Consider the following 11,196-nt stretch of genomic DNA (forward strand, 5'->3'; position numbering starts at 1 on the left):
GCGGACGCTCCCTAGCGGATTTCGAGGATCTTCTCGCGCATCGCGTAGACGACGGCCTCCATCCGGGAGTGCAGCTGCAGCTTCTCCAGGATGTTGCGCACGTGGTTCTTCACGGTGTTCTCGGAGATGAACAGCTCTTTCGCGATGTCCCGGTTGTTCATGCCGGTGGCGACGAGCTTGAGCACTTCGAGTTCGCGGTCCGTCAGGCGCGGGGCCGGCACGAGCCTGCGCTCGTCCGTGCGCTGGATCATGGACTTGAACTCGGTGAGCAGCTTCGCCGCCATCGAGGGACTGATCTGGGACTGCCCGTCGGCCACGGCGCGGATCGCGGTGGAGACCTCGTCGGTGGAGATCTCCTTGAGGAGGTAGCCGGTGGCGCCCGCCTTGATGGCGTCGTAGAGGTCGGCTTCCTCGTCGCTGATCGTCAACATGATGATCTTCGCGCTCGGTGCGACCTCCTTGATGGAGGTGCACGCCTCGATGCCGCCGCGCCTGGGCATGCGCACGTCCATCAGGACGATGTCGGGCAGCAGGTCCGCCGCCTTCTCGACGGCCTCGGCGCCGTCCCCGGCCTCGCCCACGACCTGGATGTCCTCCTCCTGCGCGAGGACGATCTCAAGGCCGCGGCGGAAGAGGGCGTGGTCGTCCACGACGAGGACCCGGATGGGCTCCTTCTCGGACGCGCCGTACGCGTCGCGCTCGTCGGGCTCGGCGCCGTCGACCGGCATCCCGTGGCCCTGCGCCCCGAGCACCGGTCCGAAGCCGTCCGCCATCGTTCCTCCCCCTGAAGGCCGTGGCCCCAAGTTTGCTGACGCGGCCAACCTCATTGCGCTGACCGCCCGTTGGCCTGCATACCCATGATTCCATGCCCGGGGCTCGCGGCGGGGCCACCGTCCGGCGCGGGCGTGCCCCCGCGGACCTGACGGGTCCTCGGGGGCACCACTCCTGTCACCGCGGACTCAGCCGCCGAGCGCGCCCCCGGCGCCACCGGTCTCGGGCCCCGCGAGCGGGTCGGTCGTGAGGTGGATCACGCCGTAGTCGTAGGCGTGGCGCCGGTAGACGACGCTGGGCTCCTTCGTGTCGAAGTCCACGAACAGGTAGAAGTCGTGGCCGACGAGTTCCATCTCCTCAAGCGCCTGGTCGAGCGTCATCGGCGCCGCGGCGTGGTACTTCTCCCGGACGACGAGCGGGCCGTCCCCCTGCACTTCGAGCGAGCCGATGCGCTTGGTCTGTACGGCCGTTGTGCCGTCAGACTCCGCCGACGCCGCGCCGTTCATGCTGTACTCCGCGACCCCCGGCACCCGGTCCGCGACCTCGGCGGCGGAGAGCCTGCCCGTGCCGCGGCGGTTGTAGCGCTTCTCGTGCTGCTTGCGCAGCCGCGCTTCCAGCTTGCTCGTGGCGAGGTCGAGCGCCGCGTACGGGTCGCCCGCGCACGCCTCGGCGCGGATCACCGGCCCCTTCGAGCGGAGCGTGATCTCCACCCGGTCGCAACGGTCCGCCTGGCGCGGGTTGTGCTCCTTGGACACCTCGACGTCGAGGCTGATGACCTTGCCGTCGAGCTTCTGGATCTTCTCCGGCTTCAGCTTCTCGGCCACGTGCTTCCGGAACCGCTCCGGCACCTCTGTCTTGCGGCCCTTGACGACGATGTCCACGCAGAACTCCGTTCCCGGAGCGCCTCGCCTCGCTGCGGTGGCGCCCCTTGTTGCACCAGACCCCGGCAGCCGCCGGAGCCTCGGACTTGGCGACTTCCACCTCCTCCTCCCCGGCGGTGTGTTTTCCACCCGTGCCCGCCGGAGGATCCCCGAAAACGCCGGAGCGCAACAGCGCATTCATCGAGTCGCGGCTTTCGCCATTCCTCACAACCGAACATAGCTCTCCGAACGGGGTCGCGGCACCTGGTACCGGCAGGTACCCCCGTTCAGGCAGCTTTTCCTCGGCATTACCTTCGATCGCGTAAGTAACCAGTCAGTTCCGGTTTATTTCGAAAGAGACCGAAGAAGCGGCCACCACCGCCGCGGCCAACGGCGCTCCGGAGTCCGCGTCACGCGCGGCGCGCACCGCGCGGGCGGCCTCGGCGAGCGAGGCGCCCGTCGTCACCAGGTCGTCGACGAGCACGACCCGTCCCGCCCCCAACAGCCGCGCCCCGCCGCCCGCGACCTCCAGCGCGCCCGCCAGATTCACCAGCCGCTGCCGCGCGGCGAGGCCCGCCTGGTCCGCCACCGCGCGCCGCTGCCTCAGCACGGGCAGCACCCGCGCGGGCCGCCCCGCGCGCCGCAGCTCGCCCGCGGCTGCGACCGCGACCCTGCGAACGCCGTCGTGCCCGCGCGCCGCCACCGCACGGGAGGTCGACGGCACAGGCACGAGCAACAGCGGTCCCGTGCCCGTCCCCGGGGGCGCCACGGCGTCCACCGCGCCCGCCAGCGCCCGCCCGAGCGGCTGGGCGAGCCCCAGCACTCCCCGCTCCTTGTGCGCGAGCAGCACGGCCCGCACGGCGTCCTCGTACGGCGCCGCCGCGCAGACCGGGGGCAGCCCCGGCGGCTCGGGCGACGGCCGCACCCGGCACGGCCACGCCCCGTACAGCTCCCGGCGGCACTCCCCGCACAGCGACGTCCTCGGACTGCCGCACCCCGCACACGCGACCGGCAGCACCAGGCCGCCGATTTCCCGCCACCAGCCCCGCATGGCCACCACTGTGCCGGTGCCGCGCCGCCCCGGCCACCCCTGTGGACAACCAGGGACAACCGCCTGTGGACAACCGGCCCGTGGATGCCCGCGGGCGCGGGCCGCGGCTCGCGGCGGACGCCCGCGCGTCAGCCCGGATAGACCGGCGACTCCCCGTGGTCCACGACGGCCTGCCAGTTGCCGCCCGAGGGCAGTTGCACGATGCCCGCGTCCTCGGAGTCGGCGACCAGCGCCTTCGCGTCGGTGTCGCCCGCGGCGATCGCCGTCACCTGGTTCAGCCCTGGCAGCACGCTCGCGTCCGAGGTCGACCCGTCGGCCTGGATGAACCGCACCTGCTGCACGCCGCCCGCCTCCTTGCCGACGATCACCAGGCGGCTCGGCCCCGCCCAGGACACCGCCGTGACGGTCTCCATCTGCGGCGTCAACGACTTCAGGTCCTCCACCTCCAGGGTCCTGTGGGCCCCTGTGCCCGTCTGGTCGACCCGCCCGATCTCCAGGCTCGTCCGGTCTCCCCGCGTCAGCAGGAGCGCGATGCGCACCCCGTCGGAGGAGAGCCGTACAGCCTCGATCCTGCGTCCGCCGAGACCGTCCACGCGCACCTCGGCCGGCGAGGAGGCGCCGCTCTCGAACTGCAGCAGCCGGGCGTGGTCCGGGTCCCTGTCCGCGACCCACACGTCCCCACGGCTGTCCCAGCTCGGCGCGGACAGCCGGTCGGACGCCTTCTTGCCCTCGCTGGTGACCAGCGGGTCGCCGGCGTCCCCGCCGCCCGTGATCGACGCGACGTACAGCGACTTGCCGTCCTGCGCGACGCCTGCCGCGGTCCGCTCGTCGCGGGCGACGGCGACCGCGTCCAGCTTCACCCCGCCGTCGCCGAACGGCCCGGGGACGAGGCTGTCCTTGTCACTGCCCCGCTTGTCCTCGGGCCGCAGACGGGCGAGCCGGCCGTCCGAGTCGACGTAGAACGCGTCGTCGGACCGGCCCGAGGCGTTCCCCGGCGCGTACGCCAGCGCCTCGTCGCCGGTCACGGAGCACAGCGCGCTGCCGCCGGCCCGCAGGGCGATCTGGCTGACCCGGGTCGAGGTGAGATCGCGCAGCGTGAAGTACAGCTGCGCGGCCATCTTCTTGCACACGTCCGGCGACGCCTTCTTCGCGGCGGCGCTCAACGGCACGGTCAGCGCGTTGCTGTCGTCGAACTGCAGCGTCCTGGTGCCCGCGGCCAGCCGCGTCCCCGCGGGGAACGACGACGTGACGGACGGCTCCAGCCACCCCGTGGGCCCGGACAGCAGCGTGTTCACGGCCTGGGTGATCGGGTCCATCCGGGTCAGCGGGTCTATGCGCTGCCTGATGAAGACGGGGTCGGCCACCAGCCAGCCGTCCCCCCGCGCGAAGAAGTACGTGTCCACGGGGCGGTAGTTGCGCTGGAAGTCGGACGCGCCGAGCACGAGGCCCTGCGGCAGGGCGTCGATGCGCCACTCCTTGTGGTCGCCCACCTTCTCCTGGATGAGATGCAGGGCCTGCTGGTACGCGGCGGGTTTCAACGGCCGGTACACGTGCCCCTCGTCGACCGTCGCGATCTGCTCCCCGTGCATCTGGTACGTCAGTCCTGGCTGGTCCGCGGACGGCGGCTTGGCGGGCCCCTCCAGGTCGGGCGCCTCGCTGAGCACCGTTGTGATCTTCTGCGGCCGCCAGTCGTGCGCCTCGTCCTTGGCGAGATACCTCCTGGCCATGGCGAACCCGGGATCGTCGCTGGTCATCGCTTCGAGGAACCCGTCCACGATGTCCCCCGCCGACGCGTTCTGCGGGGGCGGCACCGCGTACACCCGCACCTGGGACTCGTCCTGCGGTGACGCCTTCACCGGCTCCACGTCCCCCTTGTCGGGGATGGAGGCGCACCCCGCGAGCGCCATCACCAGCACCACGAGCACCGCAGGTACCCGCGCGGAGCGCACCCGCCCGCGCCGCAAGCGATCACCGCCCACGCCCTGCCTCCTCCCAGTCCGACAAGCCGCCCACCGAGCCGCCACCGGAGGCCGGCCCGGCCGGACCGCCGCGCCCGTCCGAGGCCTCGCCATCCGATGCCCCCGCGGCCGAACCGCCCCCGCCAGAGGGCCACTCACACGGTCCACGGCCGTCCACGCCACCGGCACCGCTCCCGTCGCTCCCGTCCCCTGGCCCACCGCCCGGACCGCCGCTCGGCGCCGGCCCGGCAGGGCCGCCACCGTCCGAAGGCCCCGCGGCCCGGTCGCCGCCGGCGTCACCGCCCGCACCAGCCGCCTCCGCGGCGCCGCCGTCGGGAGCCCCCTGGACCGAGGCGTCGGCGGTGGTGGGCCGCGGCGCGGCGCCGCCGCCCCTGGCGTCCCCGCCGCCCCTGGGGCGGTCCGCCGTGCCCCTCGGCACCACGCGGGAGCCACTGCCCGGCAGGGCCGTCGGGTCCACCACGGCGGTCGGCCGCGAGCCCTGGCCCGGCGGTACGGGCAGCGCGCCACCGCCGCCCGGCACCGGGAAAGCCGTGGTCGCGACCTGCCGCACGCTCTTGTCCGCCACGGCGGCGGCCCGCTCGCGGTTGCCCCGGGAGTCCTCGGGCTCCAGCGGTATCGGGGAGCCCCGCAGCGGTTCGTCCGCCGTGCGCGGCAGCGTCAGCCGGAACTGCGAGCCGCCGCCCGGCTCGCCCCACGCCTGGAGCCAGCCGCCGTGCAGGCGCGCGTCCTCCACCGCGATCGACAGGCCGAGACCCGTACCGCCCGTCGTACGGGCCCGCGCCGGGTCCGCCCGCCAGAACCGGTTGAACACCCGCGTCGCCTCGCCCGGCTTGAGCCCCACACCGTAGTCGCGCACCGCGACCGCCACGGCCCCGCCCGCCGCCCCAAGCCGTACGACGACGTCCCGGCCCTCGCCGTGCTCGACGGCGTTGACCACGAGGTTGCGCAGCACCCGCTCGACCCGCCTGGCGTCCGCCTCGGCGACCACGGGCTGCTCGTCGCCGAGGACCCGCACCGTCGAGCCCTTGCGCTCCGCCAGCGGCGCCGCCGCGTCGATCACCCGCCGCACCACTTCCCGCAGGTCTATCGGCTCGGCCTCCAGCGCCGCCGCCCCCGCGTCGAACCGGCTGATCTCCAGCAGGTCCGCGAGCAGCGACTCGAACCTGTCGATCTGCCCCACCAGCAGCTCCGCCGAGCGTGACGTCGCCTGGTCGAAGTCGCCGCGCGACTCGTGGATGATGTCGGCGGCCATCCGTACCGTCGTCAGCGGGGTGCGCAACTCGTGCGACACGTCCGAGACGAAGCGCCGCTGCATCCGCGACAACTCCTCCAGCTGCTGGATCTTCAGCTGGAGGTTCTGCGCCATCTTGTTGAACGCCTCGCCGAGCCGGGCGATGTCGTCCTCGCCTGTGACCTTCATCCGCTCGTGCAGCAGCCCCGTCGACAGCCGCTCGGCGATCCCCGCCGCCATCCGCACCGGCGTGACCACCTGCCGCACCACGAGCCACGCGATCGCGCCGAGCAGCACCACCACGAAGAGACCCGCCGTGGCCAGCGTCCGCTTCACGAGGTTGAGCGACTGCTCCTCCTGCGTCAGAGGGAACAGGTAGTACAGCTCATACGGGTGGCGGTCCACGTCGTTGAGCCGCTTGCCGATGATCAGCGCCGGCTCGGGCTCCCGGTCCGCCGACGCGTCGGTGTACTTGATCTGCGCGTACGTCTTGAACTCGCCGGTGCCCCCGGCGACCGCCCGCCGCAGGTCGTCGGGGATGGACGACAGGTCCACGCCGCCGGAGGTGCGCGGCGCGCGCTTGGGCAGCGGGTCGGCGCTGAGCGCCACCACGTTGAACGCCCCGGGGCCGCCGCTCGCCAGCTGTTCCACGAGGTCCGTGCGCCAGGAGTTCGTGCCCGCGACCGTGGAGCCCGTGCCGTCGTCACTCCTGCCGCCGGGCGAGGGGGCGTCCGCCTTCTCCTGGGCGACGGAGAACCCGCCGTCCGCCTGGCTCTGGGCGGCCTTCTCCTTCGCCTCGACCAGGCCGTTGCGCACCTGCCCGATGACCACGAAGCCGAGCAGCAGCACCACGCCGAGCGACATCAGCAGCGTGGCGGCGACAACCCTGAGCTGGATGTTGCGCCGCCACAGCCGCATCACCGGCAGCAGCGGGCGCCGCAGCAGCCGGACGACCAGCCGCAGCACCGGGCCGCCCGCCGGTGCGTCCTGAAGGAGCCGGCCGCCCTGGAAGCGGCGGCCGCGCCCAGGACGCCCGGCCTTCGGCGCGGTGCTGCCGCCGGTCATGTCAGTTCGGTCCTGCCTTGTACCCGACCCCGCGGACGGTCACGACGATCTCCGGCCGCTCCGGGTCCTTCTCGACCTTCGAGCGCAACCGCTGGACGTGCACGTTCACCAGCCGGGTGTCGGCGGCGTGCCGGTAGCCCCAGACCTGTTCGAGCAGCACCTCGCGGGTGAAGACCTGCCACGGCTTGCGGGCAAGCGCCACCAGCAGGTCGAACTCCAGCGGGGTGAGCGCGATGGACTGCCCCTCGCGCTTCACCGAGTGGCCCGCCACGTCGATGACCAGGTCGCCGATGGTCAGCTGCTCGGGCGTCGGCTCCTCCGACCTGCGCAGGCGGGCCCTTATCCGGGCCACGAGCTCCTTGGGCTTGAAGGGCTTGACGATGTAGTCGTCCGCCCCCGACTCCAGGCCGACGACCACGTCGACCGTGTCACTCTTCGCCGTGAGCATGACCACCGGGACCCCGGACTCGGCCCGGATCTGGCGGCACACCTCGATGCCGTCCCTGCCGGGCAGCATCAGATCGAGCAGCACCAGGTCGGGCTTGGTCTCTCGGAAGGCGGCAAGCGCCTTGTCCCCGTCCGCCACAAACGACGGCTCGAACCCTTCACCACGCAGCACAATGCCCAGCATCTCGGCGAGTGCGGTGTCGTCGTCGACGACAAGGACGCGTCCCTTCATATCGACATCATCCCATCAGCCCATCGTTGCCTGTCGTGACCTGGCACACAGGTCAGCGATTCCACTGCCGGTCACCGGGGAGAGCGCCCCGTCCTCCGTGACGAGCGCCGTCACCAGCTCGGGCGGAGTGACGTCGAACGCCGGGTTGTACGCCTGCGTCCCGAGGGGGGCCACCGGCACCCCCGCCCCCGCCTCCGCGCCCGCCGCCGGAGGCACCGCGAACTCGGTCACCTCCTGCGCCGCTCGCTGCTCCACCTCGATCGACGCTCCGTCCTGGGTGTCCGGGTCGATCGTCGTCGTCGGCGCGACCACCACGAACGGCACATGGTGGTACCGGGCGAGCACGGCGAGCGGATAGCTGCCCACCTTGTTCGCCACGGAGCCGTCCGCCGCGATCCGGTCCGCGCCGATCAGCACCGCGTCCACCTCGCCCGCCGCGAACAGCGACCCGGCCGCGCTGTCCGTCAGCAGCGTGTACGCCATCCCGTTGCGCGCCGCCTCGTAGGCGGTGAGCCGGGCACCCTGGAGCAGCGGACGGGTCTCGTCCACCCAGAGCCGCTGGAGCCGCCCGGCCCGGTGCGCGGCCAGCGCCACCGCGAACGCGGTGCCCTCGCCGCCGGAGACGAGCGCCCCCGTGTTGCAGTGGGTCAGGATCCGGTGGTTGCCGCCGGGAAGCAACTCGTCGAGCAGGGCGAGGCCCGCCGAGGCCATCCGCGCGCTGCTCTCCGCGTCCTGCCGGTGCAGCAGCCTCGCCTCGGCGAGCGCCGCGCCGGCCGCGGCGCCGAGGTCCCCGCCGCCGGCCATCGCGCTCCGGTACGCCGCGAGCGCCCGCCGCACCCCGTAGGCGAGGTTGACCGCGGTGGGACGCGCGTGCGCCAGCGTCTGCGCCGCGTCCTCCACGTCGAAGCCCCGGACCGCCGCGAGCGCCACCCCGTACGCCCCCGCGATGCCGAGCAGCGGCGCACCCCGCACGGCGAGCGTACGGATCGCCCCCACCAGCGCCGGCACGTCGGTGCAGACGAGTTCGACCTCCTCGGCGGGGAGTCTCGTCTGGTCGAGCAGCACGAGCACGGGCCCCTCGGGCGGCTCGTCCCAGCGGAGCGCCGGAACCTGCGAGGACGGTGCGTCGGCGGCGACAGGTGCGTACGGATCAGCCATCCGCCCAGTCTGCCTGGTCGGGCGGGGACAATGAAGCCGCGAAGAGATCGCATCGGGCCGCCCGCCCTCTGGCCCGGCCCCGGGTACCGCGTGGCACGATGGCCACCAACCCGACGGTCACCGGCATCCCCGACGGTCACCGGCATCAACGGGCCGCACCAGAGCACCGGACCGCCGTGCCCAACCGACGACACTGCCACGAGGTGGACGACCGTGAACGACACTCCGGGCTGGGCCTCGCCCGGATCTGCCCCGTCCGACGGCCAGGAGAACGGCACGCCGCCCCCTGCGGACCAGCCGGGCGCACCCTCCGGCACGTGGTCCGCCGAGCAGCCGCCGCCCGGCCGGTGGTCGCCGCCGGGCGCCCCACCGTCCGTGCCCGCCCAGACAAGGCCCCCACGTGCCTCCGGCCGGGGCGGTCCCGGTCCGGCAGGCGGTCCCGGCTGGGGCGGTGGCGCGGGCGGCTGGGGCGGCCCACCGCCCGCGGCGCAGCCCGGGGTGATCCCGCTGCGCCCCCTCGGCCTCGGCGAGATCCTCGACGGCTCCGTGTCCGTCCTGCGCCGCCACTGGCGCACAGTCCTCGGCGTGACCGTCGGAGTCGCCGTGGTCACCCGGACCTGCGACATCCTCCTCGAACGCCTCCTGGCCTCCGCACCGGCCGAGATCGATCCCTCGGCCTCCCCCACCGAGGCCCTCGACCAGCTCGGCGACGCCCTCCAGTCGACGCTCGTCACCTCGCTGATCTCGATCGTCATCACCCTGATCGGCACCCTCTTCTCCACGGCCGTCCTCACCGTCGTGGTCAGCCGCTCCGTCCTCGGCCGTCCCGTGGCCTTCCAGGACGCCTGGCACGAGGCGCGGCCTCGCCTGCCCCAGTTGCTGGGGCTCACCCTGCTGCTGCCGCTGCTCGGCGCGGCGATCGTGGCGGTGGCCCTCGTACCGGGCCTCGCGAGCCGCACCGACGCGGGCTTCGCGACGACCACGCTCCTCTGCTTCGCCGCACTGCCCGTCGTCCTCTGGCTGATGATCCGCTTCAGCCTGGCCTCCCCTGCGCTGATGCTGGAGCGCCAGGGCGTGATCGCGTCCATGCGGCGCTCCGCGAAGCTGGTGCGCGGCGCCTGGTGGCGGACCTTCGGCGTCCTGCTCCTCACCGGGGTGCTCACCCTTCTGGTCTCCCTGATCGTCGCCGTGCCGTTCAGCCTTGTCGCGACGGTCGCGGACGGCGGTTCCGGAATCGACAGCGTGCTCGCCGGCGACACCCCGCACTTCGGCTGGGCGTACGTCGTCATCACCGCCATCGGCTCGGTGATCGCGTCCGCCGTCACCCTGCCGATCTCCGCGGGCGTCACCGTCCTGCTCTATGTGGACCGGCGCATCCGGCGCGAGGCCCTCGACCTGGAACTCGCCCGCGCCGCCGGCATCACCGGCTACGGATCCCAGCCGTCCGGCGGCCGTCCCGGGAGCTGAGAGGGTCACCGTCCCGGGGGAGTGCCGGAGACCGCATGGCTGACCGGCACGGCGGCCGACCACACTCCGCTCGGCATCTCGCGGGAGGCGGCCCGCGGGGAGGCGCGGCTCGAAGCGGACGCGGGCGATCGTCCGCTCCCTCGAAGAACGCGCCCTCCTGGACCCGCGCCCCGGCAGGGCAGTCACCGTGTGCCGTGGACGGCTCGGGTACTGCCGCCCTTCGAGAGCAGAAAGCACCTGCCGTCACGGCTGGCCGGACTCAGGGAGCTCGACGGCGGCACGAGCGTGCTCGTCCGGCGGCAGGGCACGAAGTTCGACGGCCTCCGCGCGTACGTACCGGGCGACGGCACACGCTCCGTCGACTGGCGGACCACCGCGCGCCAGTCGGAGCTGGCGGTCCGCACCTGGCGCCCCGAGCACGACCGCCAGATCATCCTGGTCCTCGACACCGCCCGTACGTCGGCAGGACGGGTCGGTGACACCCCGCGCCTGGACGCCGCCATGGACGCGGCCCTCCTGCTCGCGGCTCTGGCGACGAGGCCCGGAGACAGCGTCGATCTGCTGGCCTACGACCGCCGGGTCAGGCCCCCGGTACCTCGGCGGAACTGCGCGGACGTCCTGCCGTCCCTCGTAGAGAGGGAACGGGCCAGGGGCACGGTGGACGCGGTCTACGAGGCGGCGCTGCCGGCCAGACGCAGGCGGAACCCCGTCGCACGGCGGAGCTGCTGACCCGCCGGGGGTGACGGTCGTCGACGCCTCCCCGAGCCGTCTCGCCCCGGACCTGGCGGACGCCTACCTCGCGCTCAAGTGGGCGGGTCGGCTCTGACGGGGGCCGGGGCCAGGTCCGGAATGGCGGCCGGCCGGACGCAGAAACCCAGCGAACGCAGAAAGGGCCCGCACCACCCAGGTGCAGGCCCTCCCCACATTCATCATCT

The 11,196-nt window shown here is 73.3% G+C and carries 8 protein-coding genes and 1 pseudogene; 2 read left to right on the forward strand and 7 right to left on the reverse strand.

The window, feature by feature from the left end; genetic code table 11:
* Nucleotides 1-11: 11 nt before the first annotated feature.
* The 7 genes from ABEA77_RS29355 to mtnA form a co-directional block, all read right to left on the reverse strand.
* Nucleotides 12-773, reverse strand: a complete 762-nt coding sequence (locus tag ABEA77_RS29355; RefSeq protein ID WP_425588412.1) for a response regulator — start codon at nt 771-773, stop codon at nt 12-14.
* Nucleotides 774-959: 186 nt separating this feature from the next.
* Entirely contained in the window at nt 960-1,652 is a 693-nt protein-coding gene (gene hpf / locus ABEA77_RS29360; RefSeq protein ID WP_345654154.1) for a ribosome hibernation-promoting factor, HPF/YfiA family, read from the reverse strand.
* Between the two features lie 313 nt (nt 1,653-1,965).
* Nucleotides 1,966-2,682: a ComF family protein gene (locus ABEA77_RS29365; protein WP_345654157.1), complete on the reverse strand. Its 717-nt coding sequence runs from the start codon at nt 2,680-2,682 to the stop codon at nt 1,966-1,968.
* A 128-nt stretch (nt 2,683-2,810) separates the two neighbouring features.
* Nucleotides 2,811-4,661 carry an LpqB family beta-propeller domain-containing protein gene (locus ABEA77_RS29370; RefSeq protein ID WP_345654159.1) on the reverse strand — a complete coding sequence of 617 codons (1,851 nt, stop codon included), beginning with the start codon at nt 4,659-4,661 and terminating at the stop codon, nt 2,811-2,813.
* Nucleotides 4,651-6,957: an MtrAB system histidine kinase MtrB gene (gene mtrB, locus ABEA77_RS29375; protein ID WP_345654162.1), complete on the reverse strand. Its 2,307-nt coding sequence runs from the start codon at nt 6,955-6,957 to the stop codon at nt 4,651-4,653. The genes ABEA77_RS29370 and mtrB overlap by 11 nt, the downstream gene beginning before the upstream one ends.
* 1 nt (nt 6,958) lies before the next feature.
* Nucleotides 6,959-7,636, reverse strand: a complete 678-nt coding sequence (gene mtrA, locus ABEA77_RS29380; RefSeq protein WP_345654165.1) for a two-component system response regulator MtrA — start codon at nt 7,634-7,636, stop codon at nt 6,959-6,961.
* Nucleotides 7,637-7,651: 15 nt separating this feature from the next.
* Nucleotides 7,652-8,794, reverse strand: coding sequence for an S-methyl-5-thioribose-1-phosphate isomerase (mtnA, locus tag ABEA77_RS29385; RefSeq protein ID WP_345654168.1), 1,143 nt, complete (start codon nt 8,792-8,794; stop codon nt 7,652-7,654).
* Between the two features lie 213 nt (nt 8,795-9,007).
* On the opposite strand from mtnA, the gene ABEA77_RS29390 reads away from it, so the two are divergent.
* Together ABEA77_RS29390 and ABEA77_RS29395 are read left to right on the forward strand one after the other, a co-directional pair.
* The gene (locus ABEA77_RS29390) at nt 9,008-10,261 is read left to right on the forward strand and encodes a DUF7847 domain-containing protein (protein ID WP_345654171.1); all 1,254 of its coding nucleotides are present in this window, start codon (nt 9,008-9,010) and stop codon (nt 10,259-10,261) included.
* Between the two features lie 24 nt (nt 10,262-10,285).
* Nucleotides 10,286-11,087: pseudogene (locus ABEA77_RS29395) on the forward strand (DUF58 domain-containing protein); the annotation flags it as partial.
* Nucleotides 11,088-11,196: the final 109 nt, after the last annotated feature.

This window comes from Streptomyces tremellae, assembly GCF_039540215.1.
In the GTDB taxonomy this organism is placed as follows: Bacteria; Actinomycetota; Actinomycetes; order Streptomycetales; family Streptomycetaceae; genus Streptomyces; species Streptomyces tremellae.